Source organism: Sorangium sp. So ce693, from assembly GCF_051521375.1.
GTDB classification, from domain to species: Bacteria; Myxococcota_A; Polyangia; order Polyangiales; family Polyangiaceae; genus Sorangium; species Sorangium atrum.
Map to the genome: position 1 here is coordinate 5,775,287 of NZ_CP150347.1, position 14,985 is coordinate 5,790,271.

General features: G+C 71.6%; 9 protein-coding genes and 1 tRNA gene. 5 read left to right on the forward strand and 5 right to left on the reverse strand.

The genetic code is table 11. The annotated features are described in order from the left end of the window. Positions 1-75 precede the first annotated feature (75 nt). Positions 76-150: transfer RNA gene (locus WMF14_RS21660), tRNA-Gly, on the reverse strand. A 412-nt stretch (positions 151-562) separates the two neighbouring features. Between WMF14_RS21660 and WMF14_RS21665 the strand changes: the two genes are divergently transcribed. Beyond that, positions 563-1,792: an FHA domain-containing protein gene (locus tag WMF14_RS21665; protein WP_272100039.1), complete on the forward strand. Its 1,230-nt coding sequence runs from the start codon at positions 563-565 to the stop codon at positions 1,790-1,792. Between the two features lie 116 nt (positions 1,793-1,908). Here the strand turns inward: WMF14_RS21665 and amrB are convergent, their stop codons facing one another. Further along, positions 1,909-3,450: an AmmeMemoRadiSam system protein B gene (gene amrB, locus WMF14_RS21670; protein ID WP_437803393.1), complete on the reverse strand. Its 1,542-nt coding sequence runs from the start codon at positions 3,448-3,450 to the stop codon at positions 1,909-1,911. An 18-nt stretch (positions 3,451-3,468) separates the two neighbouring features. On the opposite strand from amrB, the gene WMF14_RS21675 reads away from it, so the two are divergent. Beyond that, on the forward strand, positions 3,469-4,071 hold the full coding sequence (locus tag WMF14_RS21675; protein ID WP_437803394.1) for a YkgJ family cysteine cluster protein: 603 nt from the start codon (positions 3,469-3,471) through the stop codon (positions 4,069-4,071). 10 nt (positions 4,072-4,081) lie between these two features. Here WMF14_RS21675 and WMF14_RS21680 read toward each other — a convergent pair whose 3' ends face one another. Further along, positions 4,082-6,256, reverse strand: coding sequence for a RelA/SpoT family protein (locus tag WMF14_RS21680; protein WP_272099646.1), 2,175 nt, complete (start codon positions 6,254-6,256; stop codon positions 4,082-4,084). Positions 6,257-6,519: 263 nt separating this feature from the next. On the opposite strand from WMF14_RS21680, the gene hemW reads away from it, so the two are divergent. Both hemW and WMF14_RS21690 read left to right on the forward strand, forming a co-directional pair. Continuing rightward, on the forward strand, positions 6,520-7,764 hold the full coding sequence (gene hemW / locus WMF14_RS21685) for a radical SAM family heme chaperone HemW (RefSeq protein ID WP_437803395.1): 1,245 nt from the start codon (positions 6,520-6,522) through the stop codon (positions 7,762-7,764). 81 nt (positions 7,765-7,845) lie between these two features. Beyond that, positions 7,846-8,787 carry a pyridoxal-phosphate dependent enzyme gene (locus WMF14_RS21690; RefSeq protein WP_437803396.1) on the forward strand — a complete coding sequence of 314 codons (942 nt, stop codon included), beginning with the start codon at positions 7,846-7,848 and terminating at the stop codon, positions 8,785-8,787. A gap of 130 nt (positions 8,788-8,917) precedes the next feature. Here the strand turns inward: WMF14_RS21690 and WMF14_RS21695 are convergent, their stop codons facing one another. Next, positions 8,918-9,688, reverse strand: coding sequence for a carbon-nitrogen hydrolase family protein (locus WMF14_RS21695; RefSeq protein WP_437804256.1), 771 nt, complete (start codon positions 9,686-9,688; stop codon positions 8,918-8,920). 103 nt (positions 9,689-9,791) lie between these two features. Then, positions 9,792-10,238 (reverse strand): response regulator, encoded by a 447-nt coding sequence (locus tag WMF14_RS21700; protein WP_012236479.1) that lies wholly within the window; start codon positions 10,236-10,238, stop codon positions 9,792-9,794. 270 nt (positions 10,239-10,508) lie between these two features. Between WMF14_RS21700 and WMF14_RS21705 the strand changes: the two genes are divergently transcribed. Then, on the forward strand, positions 10,509-14,936 hold the full coding sequence (locus tag WMF14_RS21705; RefSeq protein WP_437803397.1) for a protein kinase domain-containing protein: 4,428 nt from the start codon (positions 10,509-10,511) through the stop codon (positions 14,934-14,936). Positions 14,937-14,985: the final 49 nt, after the last annotated feature.

Genomic DNA, 14,985 nt, shown 5'->3' on the forward strand with positions numbered 1-14,985 from the left:
CGTTGAACAAAACACAGAGGCCGGTGGGTCACACCGGCCTCGCAGGGTCTGCTCGCTGTCGCAGAGCCTATGTCGTGGAGCGGGAGACGGGATTTGAACCCGCGACGTCAACCTTGGCAAGGTTGCACTCTACCACTGAGTTACTCCCGCAGATGTCAATCACTTAATTCAGGAAACCACATCTCAAGGCGTTTGTCAGAAAAATCCTGATTCGCGCCGGGTCATCACCGGAGGTTCGCTCCGTCGATGCGTGGCGGATGAGTACCAATCGGCGTGGTGAGAGTCAAGCTCTCAACAACAAAACCTCAAAACTTCCGTCGCCGGCAGGTTGCACGGCCGCTCTGGTCGAGTATTGTGTGGCCATTGCGAGCGAGGGGGCTCGCCAAGCAGCACCGCGCACGGTGCCGCTCACAAAAGCCTTCGCGTTCGCGACAGCGGCACCGTGTGGGGGGCTCTTACATCATAAGGGTGCCCGCCACTCGGCGCGCTCTTGGTTGGCCTGGGTCGACCAGGCAGGTCCTTTGGACTTGGGGGGAGCATGAACGAACAGACTGCTTTGCGAGTGGACGTTGCGGAGACAACGGCGCCGGTCCTTCAGAAAGAGTACCGGTCCGGAGTCCACGCCAAGCGACAGGATGACGACGGCGGGTGGGGGCTCGTCCTGATCGGGCTCGACGCTCCGCCGCGGATCGTGAGCCTCATGGACGGCGCCGTGATCGGCAGCGCCGCGCGCGACGGCCGCATCGAGGGCCAGGGGATCGCGCCGGAGCACGCGAAGATCAGCGTCCGCTCCGACGGTTGTTACATCGAGGACATGGACACCCACGACGGCACGTGGGTAAACGGCGTCCGCGCCCGGCGCATCGGCGTGATGCACGGCGACGTGGTGCGCCTCGGGCATCAGCTCGCGGTCTTCGTCGAGCGGCACCTCGCGCTGTACGACGGCGCGCCGTCTCGGCTGGGGCCGCTGGTGTTCGGCTCGAAGCAGCGCAAGGACTGGATCGATCCGGTGATGAAGCTGGTTCAGTCGGGCTCCAGCGTCTGCATCGAGGGCGCGCCCGGGGTCGGGAAGCGGACGCTGGCTCGCCTCGCGGCTGCGGTGCGCGAGGGCCTGGGTGAGACGCTGGTCGTCGACGGCAGCGCCGAGACGAAGCCGGTCATTCCGCCGGGCGCGCGACCGATGACATGGCTCGTCCTTGATGCCGATCGCCTGCCGCGCCCGCAGCAGCTGGAGATCGCGCACTCGGTCGGCCGCTCGAACGGCGTCAGCATCATCGCGACGACCGGACAGCCGCTCGACCGCGCCGCCGGCGACGGGCGCGTGGCGCCGTGGTTCGCTTCGCTCTTCTCCGGCAAGCGGATCACGATCCCGACGCTCGAGATGCGGCGCGAGGACGTTCCGCTCATCGTGCGCGACATCGCGGAGCGCAACGCGATCGGACTCGATCGCTTCACCCCGCAGCTCCTGGAGGCGCTCGTCCGCGCCGGCTGGCCGGGCGGCGTGCCGCAGCTCGAGTCCGCCATCGTGACCGCAGCCCAGGCTTCGCCGGACGGTCCGCTCTCCGTCACGCCGATCGCGGGATCGCTCGCACGCGGCCCGCGCATCAAGCCGAACCTCCCGCCCGCGACGGATCCGTCGCTCGCGCGCGCCCGCCTCGAGGACGCCCTCGCCCGGGCCAACGGCTCCGTCGCGTCGGCTGCGCGTGCCCTGGGCATGTCGCGGCAGGCGATCTACCGCGAGGCCGACCGGCTCGGCCTCGACATCGCGCGCCGCAGGGTCCCGCGCGGCTGAGCTGACGCCCATCACACGGCCCGTGAGCCTCGCGTGGCGTCATCGCCAAGGGGGCTCTCGGCGCGCTTCGTGATGAAACGCCAGCGCGCGCCAGGCGGACGCCCAGGCGCGGATCTTCAACCGTAGAATCCGAGAGACGTATGGCTGACGATCGATCCCTCCTCGGGGTCGACGCACTGCTCGTAGTGCAGCATCTCGCCGCGCGATGACGGCGGGAGCGCGCGGAGCAACGTGTAGATGGGGCCGAGGCCGCAGACGCGACGGCTGGCGAGGTCCCGGGCGACGTCGACGAAGAAGCCCGGCGCATCGATCGACGTCGCGCGCTCGATCGAGGCGAGGTCGCGGTCGCGCAGCGCCGTCCGCTGGCGCTCGTCGAGGGGCGCAGGATCACCGAAGCGCGGGCCGACGTGGGCGAGGTCCGCTCCTGCGATGACGAGGACGCGACCGGGACGCTTCGCCAGGGCGTCGCCGAGCGCCATCAGGAACGACTCGGCCCCATCGTCTTGCGCGGGGTCGCGACGCCGCGCCTGACACTCCGAGAGGCCGCAGAGGATGGGCACGATCGACGCCGCGCGGCCGCCGAGGAGGTGCCGCACGAACACGGCCTGAAACTCGATCGAGTGCTCGTTCTTGTGGAGGTACTGGTCCTCGCGCACGTCGAAGCGGCTCGCCGCCGCGAGCTCCGCGATCATCTCTCGATCTGGCTCGAGAGGACCGAGCGGCGTCGCGAACGTCTTCTCGCACACGGCGTACGGACGGCGCATCGCGGCGTGCGACGTCCCGAGCAGAACGAACGTATCGACGTTCTCGAGCCCTGGGCCTGCCAGCGCCTGCTCCAGCGCTGCGTAGGCGTGCCCGTAGCCCGTCGCGGCCCGCCAGAGATCCATGTGCGGCGCGCAGAGCCCGACCATGCGCGTCGGCGCGCTTTGCGATGCTACGGCGCGCGTCGCTCCGCCCTGCGGCCGCGCGACCTGGAGGCACTTTCGCTCGATGAAGTCGGCGAGCTTCCGCCGATCACCGTGGTACGCGCCGCCCGCGTGCGCGGCCATCCTGATCGGCGCCGCGTCGAACGATTGCACGACGCTCCGCCGGCGCGCGTGGAATCGCGGGCTGTCGAGCATCCACGCGCGTTCCAGCTCGTCGGCCAGCTGCGACACATGGGCGGCGTCCACGGGCTGGCCCGTCGACCGGGCGGCGTCACGCGCGATCTCGTCGATCGATCGCCTCCCGTCGAAGCGCGCGAGCACGGCAGCGCTCGCGCCAGGAACGACGACAGGAGCCGGCGCGATGCCCTCGGTGTCGCGCAGCATCAACGCGCGGCCATGGCGCTCATCCTGGATGACGACGATCTCTAGAGCTCGAAGCTTCGGGCGCAGCACCGGCATCCACCGCGAGAATAGCGCGTGCGCGCTCGCCGCCCAGCGCGCGGCATCGCAGCATCCGGAACAGGGAACAGCGCCGACGCCCCCGCGGTCACAGCGGCGGCTCGCTCCAGAACGGACGGCGCTGGTGCCCCGCGTCAGAGCGCGCGTCATGATCGCGGATTGCCGCTTCGCAGCGGCGCCGCGTGGAACTAGGGTCGCCTCTTGGAGCTCCGCCCTGCTCCCCCACCCCTTGCGCCGCAGCCGCTTCGGGCTGGCAGTACGTCCTATCACCACGAGAGCGCCTCCGAACGAATGCGTCGATCCACGCCCCTCGATCCACCCGTCCGTGAAGCCGATCTGCTCACCGAGCTCGCGGCCGTGTACCGCGAGGCGGAAGAGGTCTTCAGCGGCTGGACGTGCGAGGCCTCGACCGAGTGCTGTCGGTTCGGCATCACGGGCCGCGAGCCGTACGTGACGTCCGTCGAGCTCGCTGCCGTCCGGCGCGCGATCGCGGCTCGCGGGGGCCGCCGAGCGCTCGAAGGGATCGTGCGGGCAGACGGGGCGGGGCCGCCCGAGCCGGGGGTGTCTGCCGGCGGCCCGAGCCGGCGACGCGCGCTGCCGCAGGCGTCGGAGCGGCGGTGCCCGATGCTCACCGACGCCGGCCGCTGCGCGATCTACGCCGCGAGGCCCCTCGGGTGCCGCACGTTCTTTTGTGACCGCGCCTCCGCTGGATCCCCGGTCCGCCACAACGACGTGACCCGGCTCGTCCGCAAGGTGCAGGAGATCGCTGCGCGACACGAGCCGAGTGGCGACCTCGGCCGTCCGCTCACCCGCGCCCTGGCGGAGGCCGGACCGAGCGCCGCGGGCGCGCCGCCCAGGACGAGCAGCGCGGCGCGCGCTCGCCGCGGCCGCTGAGGTCCACCGCTCAGGTCCGCTCGACGGCCATCACGCCGGGGATCCGCTGCAGGCGCCGGATCACGCTCTTCAGCTGCGCGAGGTCGGAACACAGGAACGTGAACGTGTTCATCGCCCGGCCGTCGTCGCCCGCCCGACAGGTCGCCTCGCTGATGTTGATGCCCTGCTCGTGGAACGTATGGCCGACCGTCGCGAGGATGCCCGGCCGGTTCGCCGTCATCACCTTGATCTGCACGGGGCGGTTGATCTTCGCGCGCGCGTCCCAGGAGATCTCCACGCGGCGCTCCGGGTCCGTGTCGAACGCCTTGGCGCAGTTGCGGCGGTGGACGGTGATGCCGCGGCCGCGCGTGATGAAGCCGACGATCTCGTCGCCTGGGAGCGGGTTACAGCACTTCGTGTAGCGGACGAGGACGTCGTCGATGCCGTTCAGCCGGATGCCGTGGCTGTCGCGCCCGGTGACCTTGCGGACGAGCGACTCGATGCGCCCCTCCTTGATCGACTCGGGCGGCGGGGTCGGCGTGCCCTTCTCGTTCTCCTTGGGCGTGGGCGCGAGGAACTCGCACACAGCGCGGACGCTCACCTTGCCGTAGCCGACCGAGATGAAGAGCTCGTCGGCCGAGGCGACCCCGAAGCGCTCCATGACCTTGCGCAGCTCGCCCTCGTTCTTCGTGAGGCGACTCAGGCTCATGCTCCGCTGGTGCATCTCCTTCTCGAGGAGCTCGCGACCGAGCTTGAGCGACTTCTCCCGCTGCTCCGTGCGCAGGAAGTTTCGGATCTTCGAGCGCGCGCGGCTGGTCGAGACGTAATCGAGCCAGTCCTTCGAAGGGTGCTGGCTCGGGTTGGTCATCACCTCGACCACATCGCCGTTCCGGAGCTTCGATCGGAGCGGGACGATGGCGCCGTTGACCCGCGCCCCGGAGCAGTGCTCTCCGACCTGCGTATGGATCGCGTAGGCAAAGTCGATGGGCGTCGATCCGCGGGGGAAGACGCGCACGTCGCCCTTCGGCGTGAAGACGTACACCTCGTCCTGGAACAGGTCGACCTTGACGCTCTCCAGGAACTCGGCCGGATCCTTGAGCTCCTTCTGGAACTCCATCAGCTGGCGGAGCCAGCCGAACCGCGCGGCGTCCTTCGGGTCGATGCCGCCGGAGTTGTTCTCCTTGTACTTCCAGTGCGCCGCGATGCCCTGCTCCGCGACGCGGTGCATCTCGTGGGTGCGGATCTGGATCTCGATCCGCTCGCGCCCGGGTCCGATGACCGTCGTGTGCAGCGACTGGTACATGTTCGGCTTGGGCAGCGCGACGTAGTCCTTGAAGCGGCCGGGGACCGGGGTCCACTGCGAGTGGATCACGCCGAGCGTCGCGTAGCAGTCCGCCACCGACTCGACGAGGACGCGGAACGCGATGACGTCGTAGACCTGATCGAAATCGCACTGCTGCGCCTGCATTTTGCGCCAGATCGAGTAGAGGTGCTTCGCGCGGCCGGTGACGTCGACCGCGAAGCCCTGCTCCGCGAGCTTGCCCGCGAGCACCTTCGAGACCTCGTGGATGTACTTGTCCCGCTCCTTCGCGGTCGTCTTGACCTTCTGCGAGAGGTCCGACCAAGCCTCGGGCTCGATGTACCTGAACGACAGGTCCTCGAGCTCGCTCTTGAAGCGCGCGATGCCGAGGCGGTTCGCGAGCGGCGCGTAGATCTCCATCGTCTCCCGGGCGATCCGGTCCTGCGCCTCGGGCTTCATGAACTCGAGCGTCCGCATGTTGTCGAGGCGGTCGCACAGCTTCACGAGGAGCACGCGGATATCCCGCGCCATCGCCACCAGCATCTTGCGGAAGTTCTCGGCTTGCCGATCTTCCTTGGAAGCGAAGTTGATCTTCGAGAGCTTCGTCACGCCGTCGACGAGGAACGCCACCTCCTGGCCGAAGCTGTTCTCGATGTCGGTGGTCGTCGCGAGCGTGTCCTCCACGACGTCGTGCAAGAGCCCGGCGCAGACGCTCGCCGTGTCCAGCTTGAGCTCGGTGATGATCGCGGCGACGCTCGCCGGGTGGGAAAAGTAAGGGTCGCCGCTCTTGCGGGTCTGCCCCTTGTGAGCGTCAGAGCTGTAGGCGTAGGCCCGGGCGATGAGATCGACGTCTGCAGCCGGCTGGTAGGTCCGAACGCGATCGACAAGCTCCGTCAACGTCAGCATGAAGAGTTCGGTGGGCGCAATGCGCCCCCTCCCTTTCGCACGCTAACACCGCGATCTAGACCCCGCAATTGTGTCACCATGCGCGGCGCGCGCGCTGCCCGGCGCAGGGCACGCGCGCTCCGCCGCGCGCCCTCGTCGTTCTCGTCGTTCTCGTCGTCCTCATACGTGTTGCACGCGTCCTCGTCCTCCTCTCCGTTCATCTCGATTCATCTCGGAGTTTCCGCTTCGCCCGCCTGCGTCGGGTCGAAGGTTGTCGCGGATTCATGAAAACCATGGAGCCGATCACCGTCTACGTCCACTTCCCCTGGTGCCTCAAGAAGTGTCCCTACTGCGACTTCGTGTCTTTCGCGAAGGCGCGGGAGGCGATCGACCACCGCGGCTATGCCGACGCCGTGCTGGCCGAGCTCCGGAAGCGGGAGGATGTGCTGGGCGAGCGCGAGCTCCGGAGCATCTTCTTCGGCGGCGGGACGCCGTCCCTGTGGGAGCCGAACGAGATGGGCAGGGTGCTGTCGGCCATCACCGCGGCCGCCGGCCGGCTCTCGCCGGACCTGGAGGTGACCGCAGAGTGCAACCCGACGTCGCTCGATGAGCAGCGGGCCCGAGCGTTCCGAGCGATCGGAGTGAACCGGCTCAGCATCGGAGTTCAGGGCCTCGACGTCGAGCGCCTCCGGTTCCTCGGGCGCCTGCACGACCCAGAGGGCGGTCTCGGCGCGCTCTCGGCGGCGCTCCGGTCCGGGATGCCGCGCGTGAGCGGCGATCTCATCTACGGTGTCGCGGTCGGAACGGCCGAAGCGGCGCGGGAGCAACGCCCCGAGCACGCCGCCGCCGAGGCGCGCGCCGTGGCCTCGACGGGGGTGACCCATATCTCGGCGTACAGCCTGACGGTCGAGCCCGGCACCTCGTTTGGAGAGCTCGCGCGGCGCGGTCGCCTGCCGCTCGCCGGAGACGATGGAGTGGCGGACACGTTCTTCGCCATCGACGAGGCCCTCGAGGCAGAGGGGCTCGCCCACTACGAGGTGTCGAACTACGCGAGGCCGGGCCACGAGGCGCGCCACAACCTCGGTTACTGGCAAGGCATCGACTACGTCGGGCTCGGGTGCGCGGCCTACGGGACGGTGTCGCGACCGGATCCGCGCTGGGGCCTGCGCTCGGGCGGCGCGGAGGGCCATGGAGGAGCGTTCGCGGTCCGGTACCGGAACATCGTGAGTCCGGAACGGTACATGGCTGCGATGGCCGATGGCGACGAGGCGATCGCCGTGGAGAGCGAGGAGCGGCTCGAGCCGGAGACGCGGCTGTCCGAGCGGATCATGCTCGGGCTGCGGCTGCGCGAGGGGCTCGATCTCGAGGCCGCTGCGGCGGCGCTCGGGATGCCGGCGTGGCCGCCCTCGCGGCGGCGGGCCGCGGAGCGGCTCGAGCGCGCCGGCCGCCTGGAGGTGGCCGGCGGGCGGGTCCGCGTCCCGCGAGCCGCCTGGGTCTTCGCCGACGGCATCGCGGCCGACCTGTTCTGAAGCAGCGCCGCGACGGCAGCGCCCGGGCGCTCGGCGCTCGCGGTGGACGCCGGGCCGGGACCGCGCTCCGATGATCGTCCCATGAGCCGTTTGCCTACCGTCGAGGACATCCGCGGCGCCGCCGTGCGCATCGCGCCGCACGCCCACGTGACGCCCGTCATGACCAGCCGGACGATCGACGGCATCGCGGGGGCGCGCGTCTTCTTCAAGTGCGAGAACCTGCAGCGGGTCGGCGCGTTCAAGTTCCGCGGCGCGTGCAATGCGGTGCTGTCCCTCTCGGACGAGGAGGCGCGGCGCGGCGTCGCCACCCACTCCTCGGGCAACCATGCCGCCGCGCTCGCGCTCGCTGCCCGCATCCGCGGGGTCGCCGCGTACATCGTGATGCCCGAGAACGCGCCGGCCGTGAAGCGCGCCGCCGTGGAGGGCTACGGCGCCCGGGTCGTGGGCTGCGCCCCCACGCTTCGGTCACGCGAGGAGACGATCGCCCGCGTGATGTCCGAGACGGGCGCGATCCTCGTCCATCCGTACAACGACGCGCGCGTCATCGCCGGCCAGGGCACGGCCGCGCTGGAGCTCGCGGCCCAGGTGGACGATCTCGACGCCGTTGTCGCGCCCGTGAGCGGCGGCGGGCTGCTCTCCGGGACGGCCATCGCCACCGGCTCGCTGTCGCGCGCGCGCACGATCGGCGCCGAGCCCGAGGCCGCGGACGACGCCGCGCGATCGATGCGCGAAGGGAGGATCCTCCCCTCGAACGACCCGGTCACGATCGCCGACGGCCTCCGCAGCTCGCTCGGCGAGCTCACCTTCGCGATCCTGCGCGAGCGCGGGGTCGAGATCGTCACCGTGAGCGAAGAGGACATCGTCAAGGGGATGCGCGTCGTCTGGGAGCGGATGAAGCTCGTCATCGAGCCGAGCGCGGCCGTCGCGGTGGCGGCGGTCCTGCGGCGCTCGGTTCAGGGAGCGCGGATCGGGGTCATTCTGAGCGGAGGCAACGTCGATCTGACCCGGCTCCCCTTCACCTGAGCGCGATCGAGGGAGCCACGCGGGCGCCCCGGCTGCGCCGCGCCCGCGCGGGGCAACGCGATCCTTTGCCCGAGCGCGATCGAGCGTTCGATCCTCCCCGGGAGGGCGCGCTGGCGCTCCCCGCTCCCCCTCAGGTACCGCGCCGGTCTCGCGCGAAGCGCAAGGTGGCGCGCACCGCGCTCGGCCCCGGGCCGGGCGGCGCCGCCGCGACCGACCGCCCTTGCGCGTCGAGGATGCGCGAGCCGCCCTGGCCTTCGAGCGCAGGGCGGGACGGCCCCCAGTTGGCGTTCACGATCGAGATGCGATGGCGCCGGGCGAGCGCGGGCAGGAGGTCGGCGCGCATGTCCCCTTCCCCGGGCGAATCGACCCACGCCGTGGGGAAGAGCAGCAGATCGGCCTCGTCGAGCGCGTCGCCCGCGTCTTCGGAGAGGAAGTGAACATCGAAGCAGATCGCGACGGTCAGCTTGATGCCGCGCAGCTCGACGACCGGGGTCCCCAGATCTCCAGGCGCCGCCCAGCGCTCCGGGAACCACGGATGACGCTTGCGGTAATGGCCCACGCGCCGTCCGTCGCCGTCGAAGACGAGCAAGCTGTTGTAGAAGCGGCCCCCGCTCGCCTCGACGAGGGGGCCGGCCAGCGCGATCCCGTACCTTCGCGCGAGCTCGGCGAGCCGCGCCGCCGACTCGCCGTCGATCGGCTCCGCGAAGCGGCGCAGATCGCTGTCGCCGCGCGGCGAGACGTAGCCCGTGAGGATGAGCTCGGACAGCAGCACGAGCTCGGCCCCCGCAAGCGCGGACGAGGCGAGGAGACGGTCGATCTCGGCGAGCGCGCCCTGCTGGTCGCCGAAGCGCTGCGGCAGCTCGAGCGCGACCACGTCGAGGAGGCGATCGCTCAAGGGCACCACCGGACGCGCCCGCACCGCGAGCACGCTCCCGCGCCGCCCGGCGGCGATCCGGTCGCGTCGCCCTGGACAGCGCAGCGCAACGCCACGGGGCGCCCCCGGCTCAGCGGTGGTTCCGAGCGACCTGGAGCTGGTGGAGGCTCACCGCCAGGTCGACCTGGCGGCGCAGATCCGAGGCGATCCAGGGCTTCGTGATGATCCGGAAGGCCGCGCTCTCCCGGGAGATCTTCTGGATCTGCTCGACGTCCGTCGGGGCGCAGACCAGCACCGGGACGTAGCTCAGCCCCTGCCGGCGCAGCTCGCGCAGCAGCGCGAGCCCGCTGAAATGAGGCATCCGGTAGTCGGCGACGACCACGGCGGGCGGCTCCTTCACCGCGGCCGCCAGCGCGCGGCGAGGGTCCCCGAAGGTGCGGACCTGGTAGCCGGAGCGGAGCGCCCGATCCATGAGGTCCAGGTTGAGCTCCTCATCGTCGACGGCGTAGAGGAGGGCTCCTTGGCCCCGACCACTCGAAGGTGGCGGCATGCTGCCGGAGTGCGGGGCATTGCCCATCAAGCGCGAGGGTATCAGACCTCTTCCTCCCGCACCACGCGCTCAAGCCGAGGCGATCTGGTTGCCTGCATCACGCCAGCGAAGGCAGCCGAGCGCACGACACCACGGGAAGGCCGGTAGAGGTGGGACTCGCGTCGACCCGACACCCGACCGGCCCCGGCCTGCCTCGCGTCGCTTCAGCCGACCTCGAGGCGGCGCGAGCGATCAACCTGGACCGGCAGCGGCGTTCACGATCCACTCCGGCGGCGTTCGGCGGTAAGAGATCAGGAGATGCCCGCTCGCGATGGATTGCTCGAGGTCGGCGCGCTCGTGGACGGCCGGTATCAGGTGCTCGGCCACCTCGGGAGCGGCGGCCATAGCGTCGTCTACGATGCGCGCCAGATCGTGACCACCCAGCGCGTGGCGCTCAAGCTGCTTCGGCCCGAGGTGCTGCGGCGCTCGCGCGAGTCGGGCTCCCAGGAAGCGCGCTTCGAGCGGGAGATGCAGGTCATCGCCCAGCTGAGCCACCCGAACATCGTTCGCCTGCTCGACGCCGGGCGCCTGCCCGAGGGCGAGCTCTACCTTGCGCTCGAGTACGTCGACGGCGAGACGCTGACCGCGCGCTGCCAGCGCACGAGGGGGGTCGAGCCGAGCGAGGCGAAGCGGCTGATGCTGCAGGTGCTCGACGCCATCGGCTTCGCCCACGAGCGCGGCGTCGTGCACCGCGACCTCAAGCCGCACAACATCATGGTCGCCGGGTCGGGCAAGCGGACACACGCCAAGGTGCTGGATTTCGGCATCGCCGCGCTCATCGGCGAGGCCCGGTCCGCCGACTACCGCGCGCTCACCCCCACCGGGGAGTTCAACGGGACCCCGGCCTACATGGCCCCGGAGCAGCTCGTGCAGTCCACCCCGACCACAGCGGCGGACATCTATGCATGGGGGCTCACCTTTCTTGAGTGCCTGATCGGCGCGCCCGTGATGCACGAGGCGACGGTCGCGGAGGTCATCTTCCGCCAGCTGAGCCCCGAGCCGGTGCCGATCCCCCGCGCGCTCCGCGGCCACCCCCTCGGCGCGCTGCTCGAGCAGGCGACCGCCAAGTCGCCGGCGCACCGCTTCCGGTCCGCCCGCGAGGCCTACGAGCTGCTGGACGAGTGCGACGTGTCGGAGATCCCGTGGCCGCTGCCGCCCGATCCCGGCCACGCCGCCTCGCAGAAGGAGCGCGGCGGCGCCCTGGAGCAGCGGGCGATCGTGACGCGACCGGCGCGACAGGTCGAGGCCGAGCAGGAGACCCAGCTCGTGCCCTCCGAGCAGATCGAGCCGCCGCCGGGCACGGTGCGCAAATCCCCCGAGCAGCAGCGGCAGGACGAGCGGCTCGGCGCCGCGCCGACGCTCGCGATCCCAGGCCGCAACCTCGCGCCCGCCGCGGCGCCGGCGAGGCCGATCCGCAACGCGTCGATCCACCTGGGCGCCTCCGGGAGCCCAGAGACGGCGCCGGCGATGAGCTTCACCTCCCGCCCCAGCGTCGCGCCCGGGACGCGGCCGATGTCCACCAGCGGGCGCGGCGAGCGCCGCCAGCTCACCGTGCTGGTCTGCGGGCTCGCCGGCGCCGAGCGCATCGCGGACACGGTCGACAGCGAGGCGTTCCACGAGCTCGTCCAGATGTATCAGGCGGTGTGCGCCCAGGTGATCGGGGCGCACGAGGGGGTCTTCCTCCGCTCTCCAGGCGAGGAGACGATCGCGTATTTCGGCCACCCCGTCGCGAGGGAGGACGACGCCCTCCGCGCCGTGCAGGCGGCGCTCGATCTGGTCGAGCAGATGTCCCGCCTGAACGCGCGCGAGCTCGTGTCCATGCCGCTGTCCGTGCAGGTCGGCGTGCACACAGGGATCGTCGTCGTGGCGGACAGCGACGCCGCGCCCTCGCTCGCAGGCCCGACCTTGAACGCCGCGACGCAGCTGAAGGCCCACGCGGAGCCGGGCACGGTGCTCGTGAGCCGCGCGACGCTGAAGCTCGTCGAGGGCTATTACCACGTGGACGCGCTCGGCGAGATCAGCCCGAAGGAGGCGCGCCAGCCGATCGAGGTCTTCGCGGTGCACGGGCGCACGACCGCGCGGGACCGGCTGGACGCGAGGATGCAGCACGGGCTCACGCCGCTCGTCGGGAGAGACAGCGAGCTCGACGAGATCGCCGCCCGGTGGACGCGGGCCGCGGGGGGCGCGGGGCAGGTCGTGCTGATGACGGGCGAGGCGGGGATCGGCAAGTCGCGGAGCGTGCGCGCGTTCCGCGACCGGCTGGCCGGGACGCCGCACCTGTGGCTCGAGGCGCGCTGCTCGCCGCAGCTCCAGAACAGCGCCTTCTATCCGGTGATCGAGCTGCTCAAGGCGCTGCTCGCGGGCGATCGCGAGCGCGCGAGCACGCTGAGCGGCGCCGCGCCGTCGACGGAGCGCGGCGCAGGGGTCGAGCCGCGCGAAGACCGGCTCGCGCGGCTGGAGAAGCTGCTCGCCGAGGCGGAGGCGGGGCCGCTCGCCGTCCCGCTGCTCGCCGCGCTGCTGTCGATCCCGACCGAGGGACGCCACCCCGCGCCGGCGCTCACCCCGCAGCGCCAGCGGCAGGAGACCATCTCCTCGCTCCTGCAGCTCTTCCTCGGGCTCGCCGATCGGCAGCCGCTCGTGCTCACGGCCGAGGACCTGCACTGGGCCGACCCGTCGACCCTGGAGCTGCTCGGCCGGCTCATCGACGAGGGGCGGCCGTCTCCGCTGCTGCTGCTCCTGACCGCGCGCCCGACGTTCGCGCCGCCGTGGCCGGTGCGTTCGCACTTCACCCAGATCTACCTCGCCCCGCTCAACGCCGAGCGGATGCGGGCGCTCGTCCAGCAGCTGGCCGGCGCGTACGCGACGAGCGGCGCGCCGGGCATGAAGGCGTCGCTGCCGGACGAGGTGATCCGGACGCTCGCCGAGCGCAGCGACGGCGTCCCGCTGTTCGCCGAGGAGCTCACGCGCATGGTGGTCGAGTCGGCCGCCGCGCAGGCCGCCGCAGGGGAGTCGACCGGCGCGCCGAGCGCCGCGCGCCCTGGGGTGGGCGCGCTCGAGATCCCGACCACCCTCCAGCACTCGCTGATGTCGCGCCTCGACCGCCTGGGCCCTGCCAAGGAGGTCGCGCAGCTCGGCGCGGTGTTCGGCCGATCGTTCGGCTACGAGGCGCTCGAGCAGTGCGCGGCGGGCAGCGCGGGCGCCGAGCCGCTGCTCATGGCGTCGAGCCCCGAGGCGCTGCGCGAGGCGCTCGCGCAGCTCGTCGACGCCGAGCTGCTCTTCCAGCGGGGGCGCCCCCCGCGCTCGACGTACACGTTCAAGCACGCGCTGGTGCAGGACGCCGCCTACCAGTCGCTGCTCCGCAGCACCCGGCAGGTGTACCACGCGCGCATCGCCGCCGTCCTCGCCGAGCGCTCCACGGATACGCCGCCCGAGCTGCTCGCGCGGCACTACACCGAGGCCGCGCTGATCGGCCCCGCCGTCGCGGCGTGGCAGCGCGCGGGCGAGGCCTCGCTGTTCTCGTCGGCGCACGCCGAGGCGATCAGCCAGCTCAGCCGCGGGCTCGAGCTCCTCAAGCAGCTCCCGGAGACCAACGAGCGGACGCGCCACGAGATCACGCTGCAGACCACGCTCGGCGTCCCGCTGATGATCACGCGCGGCTACGCCGCCCCGGAGGTCGAGGCGACGTACGCGCGCGCGCACGCGCTCTGCCGCGAGGCGGGCTCCTCGCCGCAGCTCTTCCCCGCGCTGTGGGGGCTCTGGATCTTCTTCCACGTCCGCGGCGACTACGCGCTGGCGGAGCAGCACGGCGAGCAGCTGCTCGCGCTCGCGGAGAGCACGGGCGACGCCGGCATCACGCTGGGCGCCCACCAGGCGCTCGGCGCGACGCGCTTCCTCCGCGGGCACCTCCGCGAGGCCCGCGAGCACTTCAACAAGGTGCTCGCGCTCTACGATCCCGCGCGTCACCTCCCGCTCGCCTTCCTCTTCGGCCAGGACGCCGCGGCGTTCTCCCTGTCCCACCTCGCCTGGATCGCGTTCCACCTCGGCGAGCCGGAGCGCGCCAGGGCCTCGGTCGACGAGGCGATCGCGCTGTGCGAGGAGCTGAACCAGCCCGTGAGCCGCGGCTTCGTCGAGCACTTCGCGGCCGTGCTGTGCTGCCTGCTCGGCGATCTCGCGGGCGCGGAGGCGCACGCGCACGCGCTCAGCAAGCTCTCCGAGGAGGTGGGCATGCCCCACTGGGCGGCGCTCAGCCAGATCGACCTCGGCTGGGCGACGGCGGCGCGCGCGGCCGATGGCCCGGCCGGCGAGGCGGCGCGCGCGCGCTACGCGGAGGGCGCCGCGCGCATCCGCGGAGGCCTGGCGATGCTGACGGGCGTCGGCAGCCGCGTGTCGCTCACCTACTGGCGCTCAGCGCTCATCGAGGCGGAGCTCGGCGCGGGCAACGTCGACGAGGCCAGCGCGCTGCTCGCCGACACGCGGGGCTTCGTCGAGAAGAGCGACGAGCGCTACTTCGAGCCAGAGCTCTATCGGCTCGAGGGCGAGATCGCCCTCGCGCGCGGCGCGCCGACGGCCGCGGAGGCGCGAGATCGGGCCGAGGCGGCCTTCCGGCGCGGGCGCGAGATCGCGGAGGGTCAGGGCGCGCTCGGCCTTCTGGCGCGCCTCTCCGAGCGCCGCGCGGCGCTCCCCTAGAGCGGTCCCCACCCCCTCCGGTACACCCGACGCAGAGCGGCGGTCTCCC

Coding starts and splice junctions, on each gene's coding strand:
- hemW (WP_437803395.1), top strand. CDS start 6,520: ATGAAAACCATGGAGCCGATCACCGTCTACGTCCACTTCCCCTGGTGC.
- WMF14_RS21680 (WP_272099646.1), bottom strand. CDS start 6,256: ATGCTGACGTTGACGGAGCTTGTCGATCGCGTTCGGACCTACCAGCCG.
- WMF14_RS21690 (WP_437803396.1), top strand. CDS start 7,846: ATGAGCCGTTTGCCTACCGTCGAGGACATCCGCGGCGCCGCCGTGCGC.
- WMF14_RS21675 (WP_437803394.1), top strand. CDS start 3,469: ATGCGTCGATCCACGCCCCTCGATCCACCCGTCCGTGAAGCCGATCTG.
- WMF14_RS21700 (WP_012236479.1), bottom strand. CDS start 10,238: ATGGGCAATGCCCCGCACTCCGGCAGCATGCCGCCACCTTCGAGTGGT.
- WMF14_RS21705 (WP_437803397.1), top strand. CDS start 10,509: ATGCCCGCTCGCGATGGATTGCTCGAGGTCGGCGCGCTCGTGGACGGC.